Annotated in this window: 19 protein-coding genes and 1 pseudogene; 10 read left to right on the forward strand and 10 right to left on the reverse strand. The window is 64.7% G+C overall.

What is annotated here, in order from left to right:
• Window positions 1–294: 294 nt before the first annotated feature.
• The 4 genes from AC13FW_RS07270 to AC13FW_RS07285 are packed head-to-tail and all read left to right on the forward strand — an operon-like array spanning window position 295 to window position 3,164.
• Window positions 295–870, forward strand: coding sequence for a nitroreductase family protein (locus tag AC13FW_RS07270; protein ID WP_282267084.1), 576 nt, complete (start codon window positions 295–297; stop codon window positions 868–870).
• Entirely contained in the window at window positions 858–1,805 is a 948-nt protein-coding gene (locus AC13FW_RS07275) for a 5'-3' exonuclease (protein ID WP_296250839.1), read from the forward strand. The genes AC13FW_RS07270 and AC13FW_RS07275 overlap by 13 nt, the downstream gene beginning before the upstream one ends.
• Window positions 1,802–2,353 carry an NUDIX hydrolase gene (locus AC13FW_RS07280; RefSeq protein ID WP_282267082.1) on the forward strand — a complete coding sequence of 184 codons (552 nt, stop codon included), beginning with the start codon at window positions 1,802–1,804 and terminating at the stop codon, window positions 2,351–2,353. Before AC13FW_RS07275 ends, AC13FW_RS07280 begins: the two co-directional genes overlap by 4 nt.
• A complete protein-coding gene (locus tag AC13FW_RS07285; protein ID WP_482988667.1) occupies window positions 2,334–3,164 on the forward strand; it encodes an N-formylglutamate amidohydrolase in 831 nt (276 codons plus the stop codon). Before AC13FW_RS07280 ends, AC13FW_RS07285 begins: the two co-directional genes overlap by 20 nt.
• Window positions 3,165–3,439: 275 nt before the next feature.
• Here the strand turns inward: AC13FW_RS07285 and AC13FW_RS07290 are convergent, their stop codons facing one another.
• On the reverse strand, window positions 3,440–4,126 hold the full coding sequence (locus tag AC13FW_RS07290) for a DUF7716 domain-containing protein (RefSeq protein ID WP_482988668.1): 687 nt from the start codon (window positions 4,124–4,126) through the stop codon (window positions 3,440–3,442).
• Entirely contained in the window at window positions 4,123–5,556 is a 1,434-nt protein-coding gene (locus AC13FW_RS07295; protein WP_482988669.1) for an MFS transporter, read from the reverse strand. Before AC13FW_RS07295 ends, AC13FW_RS07290 begins: the two co-directional genes overlap by 4 nt.
• A gap of 105 nt (window positions 5,557–5,661) precedes the next feature.
• Here AC13FW_RS07295 and AC13FW_RS07300 point away from each other — a divergent pair, with 105 nt between their 5' ends.
• Window positions 5,662–6,549: a LysR family transcriptional regulator gene (locus AC13FW_RS07300; RefSeq protein ID WP_482988764.1), complete on the forward strand. Its 888-nt coding sequence runs from the start codon at window positions 5,662–5,664 to the stop codon at window positions 6,547–6,549.
• 345 nt (window positions 6,550–6,894) lie between these two features.
• Here the strand turns inward: AC13FW_RS07300 and pip are convergent, their stop codons facing one another.
• From pip to prmC, 4 genes are all read right to left on the reverse strand, one after another.
• The gene (gene pip, locus AC13FW_RS07305; protein WP_296250821.1) at window positions 6,895–7,839 is read right to left on the reverse strand and encodes a prolyl aminopeptidase; all 945 of its coding nucleotides are present in this window, start codon (window positions 7,837–7,839) and stop codon (window positions 6,895–6,897) included.
• Between the two features lie 74 nt (window positions 7,840–7,913).
• The gene (locus AC13FW_RS07310; protein ID WP_482988670.1) at window positions 7,914–9,170 is read right to left on the reverse strand and encodes an erythromycin esterase family protein; all 1,257 of its coding nucleotides are present in this window, start codon (window positions 9,168–9,170) and stop codon (window positions 7,914–7,916) included.
• A 305-nt stretch (window positions 9,171–9,475) separates the two neighbouring features.
• Entirely contained in the window at window positions 9,476–9,652 is a 177-nt protein-coding gene (locus tag AC13FW_RS07315; RefSeq protein WP_482988671.1) for a hypothetical protein, read from the reverse strand.
• Window positions 9,653–9,657: 5 nt separating this feature from the next.
• Window positions 9,658–10,500: a peptide chain release factor N(5)-glutamine methyltransferase gene (gene prmC, locus AC13FW_RS07320; protein ID WP_296250825.1), complete on the reverse strand. Its 843-nt coding sequence runs from the start codon at window positions 10,498–10,500 to the stop codon at window positions 9,658–9,660.
• Window positions 10,501–10,800: 300 nt separating this feature from the next.
• Here prmC and ahpC point away from each other — a divergent pair, with 300 nt between their 5' ends.
• From ahpC to AC13FW_RS07345, 5 genes are all read left to right on the forward strand, one after another.
• Entirely contained in the window at window positions 10,801–11,364 is a 564-nt protein-coding gene (gene ahpC / locus AC13FW_RS07325; RefSeq protein ID WP_282267071.1) for an alkyl hydroperoxide reductase subunit C, read from the forward strand.
• 224 nt (window positions 11,365–11,588) lie between these two features.
• Window positions 11,589–13,181, forward strand: coding sequence for an alkyl hydroperoxide reductase subunit F (ahpF, locus tag AC13FW_RS07330; RefSeq protein WP_482988672.1), 1,593 nt, complete (start codon window positions 11,589–11,591; stop codon window positions 13,179–13,181).
• 153 nt (window positions 13,182–13,334) lie between these two features.
• Window positions 13,335–14,267: a LysR substrate-binding domain-containing protein gene (locus AC13FW_RS07335; RefSeq protein WP_482988673.1), complete on the forward strand. Its 933-nt coding sequence runs from the start codon at window positions 13,335–13,337 to the stop codon at window positions 14,265–14,267.
• 282 nt (window positions 14,268–14,549) lie between these two features.
• Window positions 14,550–14,975, forward strand: a complete 426-nt coding sequence (gene rnk, locus AC13FW_RS07340) for a nucleoside diphosphate kinase regulator (RefSeq protein ID WP_282272444.1) — start codon at window positions 14,550–14,552, stop codon at window positions 14,973–14,975.
• A gap of 31 nt (window positions 14,976–15,006) precedes the next feature.
• Window positions 15,007–15,975, forward strand: coding sequence for a transaldolase (locus AC13FW_RS07345; RefSeq protein ID WP_482988674.1), 969 nt, complete (start codon window positions 15,007–15,009; stop codon window positions 15,973–15,975).
• Between the two features lie 152 nt (window positions 15,976–16,127).
• Here AC13FW_RS07345 and AC13FW_RS07350 read toward each other — a convergent pair whose 3' ends face one another.
• The 4 genes and pseudogenes from AC13FW_RS07350 to AC13FW_RS07365 form a co-directional block, all read right to left on the reverse strand.
• Complete coding sequence (locus AC13FW_RS07350; protein WP_482988675.1) at window positions 16,128–16,637, reverse strand: flavodoxin family protein; 510 nt, start codon at window positions 16,635–16,637, stop codon at window positions 16,128–16,130.
• A gap of 3 nt (window positions 16,638–16,640) precedes the next feature.
• The gene (msrA, locus tag AC13FW_RS07355; RefSeq protein ID WP_482988765.1) at window positions 16,641–17,291 is read right to left on the reverse strand and encodes a peptide-methionine (S)-S-oxide reductase MsrA; all 651 of its coding nucleotides are present in this window, start codon (window positions 17,289–17,291) and stop codon (window positions 16,641–16,643) included.
• A 30-nt stretch (window positions 17,292–17,321) separates the two neighbouring features.
• The gene (locus tag AC13FW_RS07360; RefSeq protein ID WP_296247124.1) at window positions 17,322–17,588 is read right to left on the reverse strand and encodes a putative signal transducing protein; all 267 of its coding nucleotides are present in this window, start codon (window positions 17,586–17,588) and stop codon (window positions 17,322–17,324) included.
• A gap of 34 nt (window positions 17,589–17,622) precedes the next feature.
• A pseudogene (locus AC13FW_RS07365) lies at window positions 17,623–18,269 on the reverse strand (glutathione S-transferase family protein).
• Window positions 18,270–18,294 lie beyond the last annotated feature (25 nt).

Here is an 18,294-nt window from a genome sequence, read left to right on the forward strand (position 1 = left end):
CCATACAGGCGCTGATCTTCTTGTAAACGGTTGAGGAAATGCAGACGCGGCCCCTGAATCCGCACGCGCATGGTAGGCGGAGAAGATGAACAGGGTCAGTGATGCAGTACGCACTTCCTACCTCATGAGCCCTTCGCCGCATTACCAGCAATGCTAAGCGTGTCGGCGATTATTAGCGACCCGTAGCTCGTTCAGGGCACACGACACAGCGCACAAAACCGACCCTGATCTACGCTAAACGGCCGGTACATGGGCGGCGTCTATAATCAGTGGCCACCTCAGCCCCTGTGAACCATGTCCGACAACTGCTTCCTGCAAGCGCTGGATCAGCGCCATTCGGTGCCCTCCCTGCAACTGGGCGAGCCAGCGCCGGACCACGCCACGCAGCTGCGCATGCTGCAATCGGCCGTCCGGGTACCGGATCACGGCAAGATGGTGCCGTTCCGCTTCCTGCGCCTGCAGGGCGACGCCCGCCACGCCCTGGGTGAGTTCCTGGCCCAGCGCAGCCGCCAACGCGACCCCAATGCATCTGACGCGGCGGTCGAGAAGGACCGCAAACGCTTCTCGCATGCGCCGCTGATCATCACCGTGATCGCCCGCCTGCAGGACAACCCCAAGGTGCCCATGCAGGAACAACTGCTCACCGCCGGCTGCGCCTGCTTCGCGCTGCTGCAGGCCGCACAGGGCGTGGGCTTCGGCGCGCAGTGGCTGACCGCGTGGATGAGCAGCGACCCCGAAGTCGCCCGCCACCTGGGCCTGGCCAGCAACGAACAGATCGTCGGCTTCATCCATATCGGCACCCCGAAGATCGCCGTCCCCGACCGCGAGCGCCCCGATCCGGCCGCGCTGCTGCAGGACTGGCAGCCGTGACGGCTGCCAATACCCCGCTGCAGCCGCTTTACCTGATCGACGCCAGTTTGTATGTGTTCCGCGCCTGGCACTCGATCCCCGACGAGTTCCAGGATGCACAGGGATGGCCGGTGAACGCAGTTCACGGTTTTGCCCGCTTCCTGCTCGACCTGCTGGAGCGCGAGCGCCCGCAGCACATCGCGGTGGCTTTCGACGAAGCGCTGGACAGCTGTTTCCGCCACGCGCTGTATCCGGCCTACAAGGCCAACCGTGATCCGGCCCCCGAGGAACTGCGCCGCCAGTTCGCCCATTGCAAGGCGCTGTGCGCCGCCTTGGGCCTGGAAGTACTGGCCGACCGCGAATACGAGGCTGACGACCTGATCGGCAGCGCCCTGCATGCCAGCCGCGGCCGCCTGCGCGGGGTCATCGTCTCGGCCGACAAGGACTTGTCGCAGCTGCTGCTGGAACACGACGAGCAATGGGACTACGCCCGCAACCAGCGCTGGGGCGCGGACGGGGTGAAGGCACGGCAAGGCGTGCACGCCCACCAGGTCGCCGACTACCTTGCGTTGAGCGGCGATGCAGTGGACAACATCCCCGGCGTCTCCGGCATCGGCGCCAAATCGGCGGCGGTGCTGCTGGCCCATTTCGGCACGATGGATGCCCTGCTCGAACGCATCGACGAAGTGCCGTTCCTGCGCCTGCGCGGTGCCGCCACCATGGCGGTGCGGTTGCGTGAGCAACGCGAGCAGGCACTCCTGTTCCGCCAGCTGACCACGGTTGCCTTGAACGCACCGCTGCACAACGCCGCTGGCGGCTTCGTGCGCGCCAATGGCGACGGCGACATGCTCGGCGGGCTGTGCGAGGCGCTTCGGTTTGGCCCGATGACCCGGCGCCGGCTGATGACGGCGGCCGGCCTGCAATCCCCTTCCACTCCAGCCAACGAGTTCGCATGAGCCAGAACACTGCTGAACCCCGCGTCGTCTACGAAGGCAAATACCAGCGCATGCTGGTGCGCGGCACCTGGGAGTACAGCGAGCGCACCCATGCCGGCGGGCTGGCTGCGATCATCATCGCAGTCACCCCCGATGATGAAGTGCTGTTCGTCGAGCAATTCCGCGTGCCGCTGCAGGCGCGCACCATCGAGATGCCGGCCGGGCTGGTTGGCGATATCGATGCCGGTGAATCCATCGAGGTTTCGGCCGTGCGCGAGCTGGAAGAGGAAACCGGCTGGACCGCCGACCAGGCCGAAGTGCTGATGATCGGCCCCACGTCCTCGGGCGCCAGCAGCGAGAAGATCGCCTTCGTGCGTGCCACCGGCCTGCGCAAGGTCGGCGACGGCGGCGGCGATGCCAGTGAAGACATCACCGTGCACAGCATCCCGCGCCAACGCGCTGCAGCCTGGCTGGTGGAAAAAATGGGTGAAGGCTACGAGCTGGACGCGAAGTTGTGGGCCGGCCTGTGGATGATCGAACACCATCTGGATGGGCGTCCGCGTGGCTGACTCAGGCTTGCAAGGCGTCGCCCCACTGCTCGGCGCCGATGATCCAGCGGTTTACACCGTGCACAACCCGAACGGCGTGTCCCCGTTCCTGCTGCTGGCCGATCATGCCGGCCAGCGCGTGCCGCAGGCGCTGCAGGACCTGGGCTTGCCGCAGGCCGAACTGGACCGCCACATCGGCTGGGACATCGGCATCGCCGGCACCACCCGCGCCCTGGCCGAGCGCCTGGATGCCTGGGCCATCGAACAGACCTATTCGCGGCTGTTGATCGACTGCAACCGGCCGCTGGTGTCGCCGACGCTGATTCCTGAAGTCAGCGATGGCACCGCTGTTCCCGGCAATCGCGGTCTTGATCCGCAGCAACGCCAGCAGCGCATCGATGCGATCCACGCGCCCTACCATGCACGCATCGACGCCGAGCTGGACCGTCGCCGCGATGTGGCTGTGCCGACGCTGCTGGTGATGATGCACAGCTTCACCCCGGCGATGGCCGGCGTGGAACGTCCATGGCATGCAGGCGTGCTGTATCACCAGGACACGCGCTTCGCGCATGCGCTGCTGCAGGCCTTGCGCAAGGAAGGCGACCTCGTGGTCGGCGACAACCAGCCTTACTCGGTGAACAGCAGCAGCGACTATGCGGTGCCAGTGCATGGCGAAGGCCGCGGTCTGGTGCATGTGGAACTGGAGATCCGCCAGGACCTGATCGCGGATGTGGCAGGACAGCAGGCCTGGGCAGAGCGACTGGAGCGGATATTCCGCAATCTGCAACCGATGTTGCTCGCCCTGCAGGAGCCGCGCACCGCCGTGCTGTAGGAGCGGCGTAAGCCGCGAAGCTGATGGCGTCTCGGACGTTGGGTTTGTAGAGCCCCTGCCGAGCATGGCTCGGCACTACAGGCGCTGACGCTTTTGTAGGAGCGGCGTAAGCCGCGAAGCTGATGGCGTCTCGGACGTTGCGTTTGTAGAGCCCCTGCCGAGCATGGCTCGGCACTACAGGTGCTGACGCTTTTGTGGGAGCGGCGTAAGCCGCGAAGCCGGTGCAGCTTCCGGCAACTGCAATGCCTCGCATCATGCATTGCCAGCTTCGCGGCTTACGCCGCTCCTACAACAACCGTCGGCGTCGGCACTGCTGACCACGGGAAGGGTTTGTAGCCTCGCACCTGCAACGGCACGCCCAAGGCATCGAAGGCCGCGACAATTCCGGCGCAGCGCTTCCGGTCCAGCTGTTCGCCCAGACACACCGGCAGATCGCGGCAAGCAGCCAAAGCCTCGCCAATCGATACAGCCAACAACGCCGCCACCTGCCGCGCTGCATCCTTCACATGCTGCGCGGGACATTCCGCCAGCACCACATCGAAGCTGGCGTAGATGCCGGGCCCGACATCCAACGCCCGTGCGGCTTCCTGCTCGGCCTCCGCGGCCTCGCCCAAGGCCTCATCGATACCCGGCACCTGCAGGAACGCGTCGTACTCGGCGTAGTAATCAAGTGCCGCCGCATACTCCTCCAACGTCGACAGCGGACGCTGGCGCTTCTGCACATCGAGCACATCGGCAAAGGTCGCCGGTTCCAGGAAACTCGAAAGACCCAAGGCACGAGCCGCCGTCGGCAGCTCGTCATCATCGAAGGCTTCGGCCTCGCTGGCCGGCAGCCAGAACGAAGCATTCAAGGCGCCGCCTTCGCTGGCGTGGACCCAGCCGTAGCGCGCCCACACCTCATCGTCGTCGTTGCAGCTGGCGAAGCTGTCCAGGGTCTGGCGGAGATCCAACAGTTCGATCATGCGTCGCTTGGCAGGCAGTCGGCGGAGCTGCAGTCTAGCGGCGCCGGCCGCAGGCGCAATGCAACCACCACGCCGAGTGCGGCGAACAGCGCAGCACCATATTGCGCATGGACCAATCCCTGCAGCGCCTGTGCGCTGTCAGCCGGTGCGGTTGCACGTGCCGCATTGGCCAGCATCACCAGCACCGCCAGGCCCAGGGCACCGCCGATCTGCTGTGCAGTGGCCGCCATCCCGGAAGCCACGCCTTGCTGCGCGGCAGGAACGCCCTGCCCGGCCACGATCCACATTGCCGTCCAGGTCATGCCCTGACCCAGGCTGAGCAGCACGATGCCCGGTAGCAGCGGCCAGTAACCAGCACCGTGCGGCAATGCAAAGGCAACGCCGGCAATTCCCAATGCCCCCGCCGCCAAGCCCCACGCCAGCACCTGCCGTGGCGAACGTACCGCCAACATGCGCTCGGCGATGCGGATGCCGACGGTGCACACCAGCGTCGGCGGCAGGAACGCCATACCCGCCTGCAACGGGCTCCAGCCATAGCCGTCCTGGTAGTACAGGGCCAGGAAGTAGTACTGCACGCCGAAGCTGCTCATGAACAACATGGTCAGCCACATCGCGGTACGCAGCCCGGGCCCCCGCAGCAAGGCGAAGTGCATCAGCGGATCGGCACTGCGTTTCTCGATCAGCACGAAGGCTGCCAACAACAGCAAAGACAGCAGCAGGCAGGCCAGCGTTATCGGCGCAGCCCAGCCCCATTCCGGCCCCTGTACCAGAGTGGTGACCAGCAGGCTGCCGCCGACGGTCACGCTGACGCAGCCGGCGAGATCGAACGACCGACCACGTGCACGCGGGCCGTCCAACGGCAACCAGAAGCCACCCAGCACTGCACAGGCCCCGGCAATCGGCACGATCACCAGCAGCACCGATGCCCAGCCGAACTGCTGGGTGAGCACGCCTCCTAGCAGCGTCCCCAACGCAAGGCCACCGGCACTGGCCATGCTCCAGATCGCCAGCGCGCGGTTGCGCGGCGCGCCTTCGGCATACAGCGTATTGATCAGGGCCAGGGTGGCCGGGAACAGCAAGGCCGCACCAATACCCTGCACCGCGCGCGCCGCCACCAGCAGCCACGCGCTGCTGCTGAAACCACCAACCAGCGAAGCCAACGCGAACACGGCCATGCCAATTCGATAGAAACGCCGCTTGCCGAGCAGATCGGCCGCGCGGCCACCCAGCAACAGGCAACCACCAAAGGCCACGGTGTAGGCGCTGACCACCCATTGCAGCTGCTGCGCATTGATCTGCAGCGCGCGCCCCATGTCATGCAGGGCGACGAAGATGATGGTGGCGTCCAGGGCGATGATCAGCTGTGCCGTGGCCAGCAGCGCAAGCGCCAGCCGCGGTGTGGCAGAGAGTGGTGACGATGAAACCTGCATTGCCTGAATCCAGAAACACGGGGGCGCACAGTCTTATTGATGACACAGCGCAGATAAATCAGGATACATGCATATTTGTAATGCGGATTTGCATCAATGGATGCCATGGACCTCAACGCAGTACGCATGCTGGTGCAGGTCGCCGACGCGCGCAGCTTCACCGTAGCCGCTGGGCAGCTTGGGCTCAGCCAATCCGGCCTGTCGCGGGCGATCAGCAGACTGGAGCAGTCATTGGGCGTGCGTCTGCTCCACCGCAATACCCGCAACGTCAGCCTGACGCCGGACGGGCGCCTGTTCGTCGAGCACTGCCAGCCGCTGCTCAATGGACTGGAAGATGCACAGCGCCAGTTGGGCGATCGCCCGTGTGTTCCCTCAGGCGTATTGAAGCTGACCGCGCCTTCGATGTTTGGCCGCAAGGTGCTGGTGCCCTTGGCCGGAAAACTGATCGCCGCGCATCCACAGCTGCAGTTTGAACTGGTGCTCAATGACCGCCTTGTCGATCTGGCTGAAGAGGGTTTTGACGCGGCCCTGCGCACCGGCCCGATCAGCGATGTACGGATGGTGGCCAGGCCCTTGCGGCCGCTGCGCTGGGTAACGGTTGCCGCACCGGACTACCTCGCCCGCCACGGCCAACCTACAACCGTGGAAGCGCTGCAGGAACACACCTGCCTGGCGGTACGCAATCTGCGCAGTGGCCGCCTGGTGGATTGGCAGTTCCGGGCGCTGGATGGGCAGATGCACGACTTCACCCCGCCGACGCGGATGGTGTTCGACAGCGGCGATCCGCTGGTGGAAGCCGCGCTGGCCGGTGTTGGGATCGTGCAGGTGATGGACTTCGCCGTCGCCGACGCGCTGGCCGATGGACGTTTGCAGCGCGTGTTGCAGGCCAACGAAGGACGAACCCGCGCGCTGTCGCTGGTCTATCCACCTTCGCGGCAGGTATCGCCCAAGCTGAAGGTTCTGGCAGAAGCCTTGCTGGCCGGCGATTGGTGAAGCCCAACAGCGTCGGTTCCAGCTCGCGTTGTCCACACAGGCTGTGCCCCGGCATATACACAAGCTGTGGATAAGAACCCGCAGCCCTTGTGTACCAAGCCCTCGCAAGCACCGGTGAATTTTTAGCCAGACCTCACGTGTAGTGCCGAGCCATGCTCGGCAGGGGCCTTGCCAGCAATCCATCAGATGTGGGAGCGGCGTCAGCCGCGAAGCTCGCGGCAATGACCCGTTGGGCATTTCTGCCATCTGGACATCTACGAGCTTCGCGGCTGACGCCGCTCCTACAAATGGGTTTATCGGTAAAGCCCCTGCCGAGCATGGCTCGGCACTACAGGGGTCGGCTTATCAGCCGGCGAAGCTGTCGGTGGCGCGTACCAGTGCGTCGACGTTCTCGGCTTCAAATGCAGAGTGGCCGGACGCCGGGCTGATCTGCAGCGTCGCCTTCGGCCAGGCCTTGTGCAGTTCCCAGGCATTGGCCAGCGGGCAGACCACGTCGTAACGGCCGTGCACGATCACACCCGGGATGTGGGCGATCTTGTGCGCATCGCGCAGCAGCTGGTCTTCCACCTCGAAGAAGCCACCGTTGACGAAGTAGTGGTTCTCGATGCGGGCGAAGGCCAGTGCGAACTGCGGGTCTTCGTGGCTGTTGACGAAATCGTCGTCCACATGCAGGAAGCTGGTGGCACCTTCCCACACGCTCCATGCCTTGGCGGCAGCCAAGCGCGTGGCCTCGTCGTCACTGGTCAGGCGGCGGTGGAAGGCCGAGATCAGGTCATGGCGTTCAACCAGCGGGATCGGCTTGAGGTAATGCTCCCAGGCATCCGGGAACAAACGGTTGGCGCCTTCCTGGTAGAACCACTCCAGCTCCCAGCGACGCAGCATGAAGATGCCGCGCAGCACCAGCTCGGTCACCCGCTGCGGATGGGTTTCCGCATAGGCCAACGCCAGCGTCGAACCCCAGCTGCCACCGAATACCTGCCAACTGTCGACGCCGAGCTTCTCGCGCAGCTTCTCGATATCGGCGACCAGATCCCAGGTGGTGTTGTCGACCAGGTCGGCATGCGGGGTGGAACGGCCCGAGCCACGCTGGTCAAACAGGATGATGCGGTACTTGGACGGGTCGTGGAACTGGCGCATCTTGTCGCTGCAGCCGCCACCGGGGCCGCCATGCAACATCACCACCGGCTTGCCGTTGGGATTGCCGCATTGTTCGAAATACAGCGTATGGCGGTCGTCGACCTTGAGCGTGCCGGTGTCGTAGGGCTCGATGGCGGGGTAGAGCGTGCGCATGGCAGCCTCGCTGGGAACAGGCCGGCTAGTCTAACGCAGCGATGTTGCGGTCTTGTCTGCGTTGCAGCGTCCCATCAAGGCGTTGCATTGCTCGCCGGAGTGATGCGGTCCAGCAGCCACAGGCCATCGAAGCGCTGGCGGGCTTCGGCCAGGGGCAAGCCGTCGGCATAGTCCATGCTCCATAGTCGGCTGGCCGCATTGTCCTCGCCAGGCAAGCTGCCTGCATGCAGGTCCACGAACACCGCAGCTGCATTGGCGGTCAGGCGCGACTCCAACTGTGACGGCCGCGCGCCCACCTTGCGCAGTTGCTGATCGATGTAATCGCGGTAGCTACCCTGCGCGCCGGCATAATGCAGCACATAGGCCTGCGTCTGCAGCGCCCTAGGCAAGGCACGGGTCACGTTGTCCACCGGCGGGAAGCCGCGCGGATGACCCTCGCGATAGCCACCGAGTCTGTTCAGATGCGCGTAGTGCCCCCAGATGATCGCCTTGCGCCCCGGGTAGGCCTGTTCCAGCAGCCACTGCAGGTTGCCGGCCATGACCGGATCGTGCTCATCGAAAGGCCGCAGTTGCCAGCTCACCTCGGCCATGCGTTGCAGGCTGGCGTTGATGCGCCGCCAGAAACCATCGCTGTCAAACACATCGTCGCCGTGCTCGGCGTCCGGCGCTGGCAACAGTTGCAGCAACCATTGCGAATCATCGAGGAAGCGTTGGCGTGCGCGGGCGTCGGCCATTGCCAGCTTGCCATCGAGCAATTGCTGTACCTGTTGCAGATGCAGCTGCAGGCGTTGCCGTGCCATTTCATCCAGTGGCTGCCGTAGCAATCTCTCGCGCAGCTGCGGCACCAGCTGGCGACGTGAGAGTCCGCCACTCAAGCGACCATCGAAGCCTGCCAGCTGCATCGCATCCGGCGTATCACGTTGTGCGTCCAGATAGTCATACAGCGGCCACACCTCGGCGCTGTTGGCGTACATGTAGAAGATGTTGCCTGGCGCGTTGGCACGCAGTGGCAGCCGCGATTGCCATAGGCGGCTGACGTCGAACAAGCCGCTTTCCAACACCAGCAGGTCAAAGCCCTTGCGCGCATGCAGGTAGCGCACGGTGCGCACCTTGCTTTCGTAGATATTGCCTTCGCCATGGGTGAGCTCATCGAGCATGACGATGCGCTTGTCGCCAATGGCCTCGCCAAGGGGCGCCAGATCGGCGAAGTCATCCTGCATCGGCGAGCCCTCGCGCAAGGGATGGATGGGCGCGCGTTTGCTGGCAGCCGGCGTTGCGGCGCAGCCCAGTGATGTGGCGAGTAATACGGCAGCGAACGCGGTACGGATCATCGGCATCCCCGGCTTGGAATGGCGATGCTACGTGAGGTTTCGGGGTGCGTCATGCGGACAAGGAATGACCTGATTGACGCGGTGAAATGAGATTTTTGACCTCGCCTTGGCTCTGGCTCTGCCTTCGCTTTGGATATTGTCATTCCCGCGAAAGCGGGAATCGCTCTAGCTCTGGCTCCGGCTCCGGCTCCGGCTCTAGCTTTGGCTCTGGCTTTGAAAGTCGTCATTCCCGCGAAGGCGGGAATCGCTCTGGCTCTGGCTCTGGGCTCTGGCTCTGGGCTCTTGCTCTTGCTCTTGCTCCCAAATCAAATGCGGAAGCAAAAGCAAAGACCAGAGCGATTCCCGCCTTCGCGGGAATGACGAGCCAAAGCAGAAGCGAGAGCCGACAGCGGCAGCAACGGCCAGAGCAAGAGCAGCAACAGCAGCAACAGCAGCAACAGCAGCAGCAACAGAAGCAACAGAAGCCGCAACAGCAACAGCAACAACCTCAACCAGGCCAACGACCCAAAGTCACCCGATCACGCTGCTCCAGGTCCTGCACCGTCTGCGCCTCCGCAAACCCGGCTTGTTCCAGCAGCGCGCGGATCGCCTCGCCCTGATCCCAGCCATGCTCCAGCAGCAGCCAACCACCGGGCACCAGATGCTCATGCGCGCCGGCAATGATCTCGCGGATCGCATCCAGACCATCCGGACCCGAGGCCAGGGCCGGCGGCGGCTCGAAACGCAGGTCTCCCTGCACCAGATGTGGATCACCTGCCGCGATGTACGGTGGGTTGCTGACGATCATGTCGAAGCGATCCGCGCCCAGCGCCGTATACCAGTGCCCACGCCGGAACCACACGTTTTCCAGACCGTGCGCCTGTGCGTTCTTCACCGCCATCGCCAGGGTCGGGCCCAGCACATCGGTCGCCATCACCGTGGCCAAAGGTCGCTCGCTGGCGATCGACAAGGCGACTGCGCCACTGCCGGTGCCCATGTCGGCCACCCGCACCATGTCATCGGCCGGCAGCCGCGCCAGCGCCTGCTCGACCAGCAGCTCGGTTTCCGGACGCGGAATGAGGGTCGCCGTGTTGACCTGCAGGTCCAGGGTCCAGAAGCCGCGACGGCCGGTCAGATAGGCCAGCGGATGGCCCTCGGCACGACGCGCCAGCAGCACCTCGAAACGCTCCACCGCCTCGGCATCCACCTCGTCGGTGGCATGCGAGAACAACCAGGCCCGCTCCACGCCCAGCACGTGGATCAGCAACTGCTCGGCCTCATGGCGGGCATCTTCACCCGGCAGGCGTGCAGCAGCCTCCCGCAACAGCTCGGCAACCTTCAACGTGGACACTGCTTTACCTCTTCGCGGGTTCGTTCAGGAGGGCGAGGATAGTCAGCGCACCCGTCCCTGCCTACCGCCATGATCCTTGCCTTGGGATTAATCCTGTCTATGCCGCGCCGTTCAGCTTGGCCCTGGATGGCTTGGAAAGCCCGCAAAGCGCCCGATATCAGGCCTTGAGGCAGTTCCGGAGCATCAATTGATAGGCTTTATCTATTGATACGATGCATCCAATTCATTTGTTTTATTAGTTTCTGCCTATTAGTCTTTGCTCCAACGATTCACCCCGCCCTACACCCAAGAGGAAACTTCATGTCCCTTATCAACACCCAGGTCCAGCCGTTCAAGGTCAATGCGTTCCACAACGGCAAGTTCATTGAAGTCACCGACGAATCGCTGAAGGGCAAGTGGTCGGTCCTGATCTTCATGCCGGCAGCCTTCACCTTCAACTGCCCGACCGAGATCGAAGACGCCGCTGACAACTATGCCGAGTTCCAGAAGGCTGGTGCCGAGGTCTACATCGTGACCACCGATACCCACTTCTCGCACAAGGTGTGGCACGAAACCTCGCCGGCCGTGGGCAAGGCCAAGTTCCCGCTGGTCGGCGACCCGACCCATCAGCTGACCAACGCCTTCGGCGTGCACATTGCGGAAGAAGGCCTGGCCCTGCGTGGCACCTTCGTGATCAACCCGGAAGGCGTGATCAAGACCTCGGAGATCCACTCCAACGAGATCGCCCGTGACGTGTCCGAAACCCTGCGCAAGCTGAAGGCTGCCCAGTTCACCGCCGCACACCCGAACGAAGTGTGCCCGGCCAAGTGGAAGGAAGGCGAAAAGACCCTGACCCCGTCGCTGGACCTGGTCGGCAAGATCTAAGTCCCAGTCAGCCGGTGGTGATGAACCAGATACAAGGTTCATCGTCATGGCACTCCCACCCCGCCTTCGCGGCGGGCGTGGGGGTGAACCGCAGCGTGTTGATGCCAGCCAGCACCACGCCCGCACGCCACGCAGCTCGCTGCGGTTCACCCCTACTTTCTACTGGCGCCCCGCTTGACGCAGGGGCGTCACTCCCCCGCTTTGCCTCAACGAAGGAGTTGACCGTGCTCGACGACAGCCTCAAGACCCAGCTGCAGCAGTACATGGGCCTGCTGCGCCAGCCACTGCGCCTGATCGCCTCGCTCGACGACAGCAGCGCCAGCCAGGACATGCGCGGCCTGCTTGACGATATCGTCGCGGCCGGCGGCGGCAAGATCTCGCTGGACACCGCCGGCGACGATGCGCGCAAGCCCTCGTTCGTGGTCGCTCGCGAAGGCCAGGACCATGGCGTGCGGTTCGCCGGCCTGCCGCTAGGCCACGAATTCGAATCGCTGGTGCTGGCCCTGCTGTGGACCGGCGGCCATCCGCCGAAGGTTGCCCAAGAAGTCATCGACAGCATCATCGCGATCGACGGCGAGTACAGCTTCGACGTCTACATGTCGCTGACCTGCCACAACTGCCCGGACGTGGTGCAGGCGCTGGCGCTGATGGCGATCCTGAACCCGAAGATCAGCACCACGGTGATCGAGGGCGGTATGTTCCAGCAGGAAGTGGAACAGCGCCAGGTAATGGCGGTGCCGATGGTGTTCCAGGGTGGCGAGATGTTCGACTCCGGCCGCATGAGCCTGGAGCAGATCGTCGCCAAGCTCGACACCGGCGCCGTTGCCCGCGAGGCCGAGAAGATCAAGGCCAAGGATGCATTCGACGTACTGGTGGTGGGCGGTGGCCCGGCCGGTGCGGCGGCGGCGATCTATGCCGCACGCAAGGGCATCCGCACCGGTGTTGCCGCCGAGCGCTTCGGCGGCCAAGTGCTGGACACCATGGCGATCGAGAACTTCATCTCGGTGCAGCACACCGAAGGCCCGAAGCTGGCTGCCGCGCTTGAATCCCACGTACGTGAGTACGAGGTGGACATCATGAACCTGCAGCGCGCGGCCAAGCTGGTGCCGGCCGGTGCCGATGGCCTGGTCGAAGTGCAGCTGGAGAACGGTGCTTCGTTGAAGTCCAAGACGGTGATCCTGTCCACCGGCGCGCGCTGGCGGCAGATGAACGTGCCGGGTGAAGACGAGTACCGCAACAAGGGCGTGGCGTACTGCCCGCACTGTGACGGCCCGCTGTTCAAGGGCAAGCGTGTGGCGGTGATCGGCGGTGGCAACTCCGGCGTGGAAGCGGCCATCGACCTGGCCGGCATCGTCAGCCACGTCACCGTGTTCGAGTTCGACAGCAAGCTGCGCGCCGACCAGGTACTGCAGGCCAAGCTCAACAGCCTGCCCAACGTGAAGGTGGTGCTCAACGCACAGACCACCGAAGTGCTGGGCGACGGCCAGAAGGTCAACGGCCTGGTCTACACCGACCGCGTCGGTGGCGATTCGCACCGGGTCGAGCTCGAAGGCATCTTCGTACAGATCGGCCTGCTGCCGAATACCGAGTGGCTGCGTGGCACGGTGGAGCTCAGCGGTCGCGGCGAGATCATCATCGATGATCGCGGCCAGACCAATGTGCCGGGCGTGTTTGCGGCCGGCGACTGCACCACGGTGCCGTACAAGCAGATCATCATCGCGATGGGCGCCGGTTCGACCGCTGCACTCAGCGCCTTCGATCATCTGATCCGTACACCGGTGCTGCAGCCTGCAGCGACAGAAGCAGCAACCGCCTGAAGCTGAAAGCCCCTCTCCCACCGGGAGAGGGGTTGGGGTGAGGGTAAGGGTGAAACCCATTGCTCCCACGAAATCCGTGGACTTCGCCAACCCTCATCCGCCCCTTCGGGGCACCTTCTCCCGCAGGGAGAAGGTGATAGCCGGGAGCCCAACATGAACCTTCGTGACCTGAAATACCTGGTGGCGCTGGCCGAGCACAAACACTTCGGCCGTGCCGCTGCGGCCAGCTTCGTCAGCCAGCCCACCCTGTCCACCCAGATCAAGAAGCTGGAAGAAGAGCTGGGCGTGCCGCTGGTGGAGCGCGCGCCGCGCAAGGTGATGCTGACCCCGGCCGGCCGCGAGGCCGCCGCGCGGGCGCGCAGCATCGTGGCCGAAGTGGAACAGATGAAGGAAGCCGCACGCCGCGCCCGTGACCCGGAAGCCGGCACCGTGCGGCTGGGAATCTTCCCGACCTTGGGCCCGTATCTGCTGCCGCACGTGGTACCTGCGATCCGCCAGCGCTTCCCGCAGCTGGAGATGCTGCTGGTCGAGGAAAAGAGCGATGTGTTGCTGGCGCAACTGCGCAACGGCCAGCTCGATGCCGCACTACTGGCCCTGCCAATCGCCGACGAGCAGCTGCACACCGAGTTCCTGTTCGAGGAACCCTTCGTGCTGGCCGCACCGGAAGGCCATCCGCTGACCAACCATCCCTCGCTGACGCTGGATGACCTGTCCGACCAACGCCTGCTGCTGCTGCAGGATGGCCATTGCCTGCGCGATCAGGCGCTGGATGTCTGCCATATGGCCGGCGCGCTGGAGAAATCCGAATTCCAGGCCACCAGCCTGGAAACCCTGCGGCAGATGGTGGCGGCGAACGTCGGCGTCACCCTGCTGCCGATGCTGGCGGTGAAGCCGCCGGTGGCGCGTTCGGAGAACGTGCGGTTGATTCCGTTTGCGGGCAATCCGCAACCGAACCGCAGGATCGGCATGGTCTGGCGCCGCAGCTCGGCGATGGGCGCGTTCCTGGAACAATTCTCGCAGCTGTTCAAGCAACTGCCAGCGGGGTTGTTGGAGGCGCCGGCTGAATCGGCGCGGGTTCAAGCTTAAAAGCTTACCCCTCTCTGGCCCTCCCCTACGCTGCGCGCAAGGGAGGGGGCAAGGCTTGGCTCCCTCCCTTGCGCCGCAGGCGGAGGGGAGGGTTGGGGAGGGGTGTTCTTCGCAGCCCCCCGAAACCTGAATACCACCCTCCCCCACATTGCATCCGGGCCGCACCGGCCCCATGATCTTCACAGGGCCGCCGATGGCCCGTTTCACCAGCACAACAGAAACCCGGGCGGCGCCGATAAAGCGTCGCCTTTTGCTTGCTCTTCAATCAGATAAGGAATTCCCATGACCAGCCACAGCGGTCTGCCACCATCCATCGTTGTTTCCACCCGTGACATGGCCCGTCTTGAGGCCCTGCTGGACTCCCCGGCGCTGAGCCGGCACCCGGCCGCTGTTGCCCTTGCGCAGGAACTCGAGCGCGCGCAGGTGCTGCCGCCGGAAGAAATCCCCGAAGGCATCGTCACCATGCACTCCCGTGTGGACTGCGAAGACGAACTGCACAACGAAAAACATTCCCTGACCCTGGTCTATCCGCACGAAGCGGACTTCGACAAGGGCCGCGTGTCCGTGCTGGCACCGGTCGGCAGTGCCCTGCTGGGCTTGTCGGTTGGCCAGACCATCGACTGGACCGCACCCGGCGGCCGCAAGCTGCGCCTGCGCGTCACCGCCGTTCACTACCAGCCCGAAGCGGCTGGCGATTTCCACCGCTGAGCGCACTGCGCCGCACCTGCAACAGGAACCCATGATGTCCCAGGCCCCCTCCAAGCTCGCCCAGCTGCGCGAACTGTCCGTCGTCGTCGCCGATACCGGCGATTACGACGCCATCAAGCGCCTGCGCCCGGTCGACTGCACCACCAACCCGACGCTGGTGAAGAAAGCCCTCGACCTGCCGGTCTATGCCGGCCTGATCGAGCGCGAGCTGCAGTGGGGCCGCGCCCAATCCGGTGACAAGCAGGCCGTCGCCAATGCCGTGGTCGATCGCCTGACGGTCGGCGTCGGCACCATGTTGGCCGAGCTGGTGCCAGGCCGCGTGTCCACCGAGGTGGATGCCGACCAGGCGCACAACACCGAGGCCACGATTGCCAAGGCGCGCGAGTTCATCGCCATGTACGAAGCGGCCGGCGTGCCGCGCAGCAAGGTGCTGATCAAGATCGCCGCGACCTGGGCCGGCGTCGAAGCCGCACGCGTGCTGCAGGCCGAGGGCATCGACTGCAACCTGACCCTGATCTTCAACCCGACCCAGGCCCTGGCCTGCTCGGAAGCCGGATCCTTCCTGATCTCGCCATTCGTCGGCCGCATCCTCGATTGGTACGTGGCCAACGGCCAGACCCCGGCCAACATCGACGAAGACCCGGGCGTGGTGTTCGTGCGTGGTGTGTTCGCCGAGTTCAAGCGTCGCGGTTCCAGCACGGTGGTGATGGGTGCCTCGTTCCGTTCGACCGCGCAGATTGAAGCGCTGGCTGGCTGTGATCGCCTGACGATCTCGCCGGACCTGCTGGAGAAGCTGGATGCTGACTTCGGCGAGCTGCCGCGCAAGCTGGTGGCCGGTGCTGCTGAAGCGGTGAACGTCGCTGCGATTGATGAAGCGAAGTTCGATGCGGATATGGCGGCCGATCCGATGGCTACCGAGAAGCTGGCTACCGGTATTGAGGCGTTTGCGAAGGATCTGCAGACTTTGCGTCAGCGGATTTTGGATGAGTTGGGCGGCTGACAGCCAAAGCAATGCCCGATTACTCCCTTCTCCCGCCGGGAGAAGGTGCCCGAAGGGCGGATGAGGGTAAGAGCGAAGCCTGGAGATAATTGGCTCCAGGCGGCTTCGCCCCGTACCCTCACCCCAACCCCTCTCCCACTGGGAGAGGGGCTTTAAAAAACGCCCAGCTCCAGCCCTGCTGCGAGCAGCGCGCCCAACTCACGGCCCCACGCCAGCTGCGACTCAGGCAACTTCTTCCCAGCAACAATCGCCTCAGCCGTCTGTGCCTGCGTACATACCAGCACCGGCTCGGCCACTTCTTTCAAACGCAAGCCCAAAGCCACCCTGCGCAACTGCGCAATCGTCGGCTGACCATCCGATCCAGCACATACCAGCAGCGCATACGGCTTGCCCTCGCAGCGCCCCAACAGTGGGTAATAGCTGCGATCAAAGAAATCCTTCATCGCCCCGCTCATCGAGGCCAATGTCTCCGGCGTGGCGAACACCACCGCATCGGCGGCAAGCGCATCATCGGCACTCGCATCCGCAGCGCGCAGGGCAATCACCTGCACCGCATCACCCGTGCTCTCGCGGGCACCCTGCAGCAACGCATCCACCATCGCCGCAGTAGCGCCGGTGAAGCTGTGCCACACCACCAGCAGACGGCGCGGTGCAGCACTCACCACTCAGACATCCAGCCCGATCGGGCAGCTCACGCCGGTTCCGCCGATGCCGCAGTAACCATTCGGATTCTTCGCCAGATACTGCTGGTGGTAATCCTCGGCGTAATAGAACGACGGTGCCGGGAACAGGATCTCGGTGGTGATCTCGCCGAAACCAGAAGCAGTCAGCTGCTGCTGGTAGGCAGCACGGCTGGCAAGCGCCGCGTCGTACTGTTCCTGCGTGTGGCAGTAGATCGCCGAGCGGTACTGGGTGCCGGTGTCGTTGCCCTGGCGCATGCCCTGGGTGGGATTGTGGTTCTCCCAGAAGGTGCGCAGCACCGTCTCCAGCGTCACCTGCGCCGGATCAAACACCACCCGCACCACCTCGGTGTGGCCGGTAAGCCCGGAACAGGCTTCTTCATAGGTCGGGTTCGGGGTGACGCCGCCCTGGTAGCCCACCGCCGTGGTCACCACGCCCGGCAGCTGCCAGAACTTGCGCTCGGCGCCCCAGAAACAGCCCAGGCCCACGTCCAGCACCTGCAATCCGTCGAAATCAGCCTGCAAGGGCTGGCCGTTGACGAAATGCTGGTTGTGCAGCGGCAGCGGCGTGTCCCGCCCCGGCAGTGCTTCTTCCGGGCGCGGCAGGCGCTGCTTGAATGCGCCGATACCCAGTATTCCCTGGCCGATTCCCAACATGTCAGCTCCTCAGGCCGGGAGGAATCCCGGCGCTTCATCGTCGTCCAAGATGGGGTCGGCGGGGCCATCGTCCAAGCCCAGCGTGGCGACGATATCCTCGGCCTCGGGCTTGGCCGAATCCGGCACGCAGACCCGCAGCAGGCCAAACAAGGGCAGCTCGCCGCCCGCGCCCAGCAAGGACTCACCGAACACGAAGGCCGGGATGCCCGCGTCCTCCAGCGCATGCTTGACCAGATGCGCATCGAACAGGTTGTTGCTCTGGTAGATCAGCTGCATGGGATTCTCCGTTCAAACCGGCTGGCGCAGGTCATCAGTGGCCGCGACGTGCTCGCTTTCCGCTGCACCGGCCTGCCGCCACTCGCGCAGCGCCGGCAGCGCCAACAGCGCCTGCAGGTACTCGCCGGCAACACCTTCCGCAGCCACGCCATAGCCGTCGAAGCGTACCGCCACCGGCGCGAACATCGCATCGACGATGCCGAACTGGCCAAACAGGAACTCGCCGCCCGCGCCGTACTGCCGGCGCAGCTCGCTCCACAGCGCGCGGATGCGGTTGATGTCGGCTTGGGCGGCGGCGTCCCAGCGGTAGCCATCGGGCTGGCGACGGCTGTTCATCGGCAGCTGGCTGCGCAGCGCGGTGAAACCTGAATGCATTTCCGCCGCGGCGGCCCGGGCCACGGCGCGCTGGGCCAGATCGGCCGGCCAGCCGCGTCCGCCCAGCCAGCGCTCGTTGGCGTACTCGCAGATGGCCAGCGAATCCCATACCTGCAGCGCGCCATCACGCAGCGCTGGCACCTTGCCGGTCGGCGAATGCTGCAGCACTTCGCTGGCAAAACCGGGCGTATCCAGGGCCAACCGCACCTCGTCGAACTCCACCCCGAAATGGCGCAGCAGCAGCCACGGGCGCAGCGACCAGGACGAGTAGTTCTTGTTGCCTATCACCAGAAGGGGGCGGTCCATCAGTACGAATCCATACGGTGGGATG

The organism is Stenotrophomonas sp. 21LCFQ19, assembly GCF_056861425.1.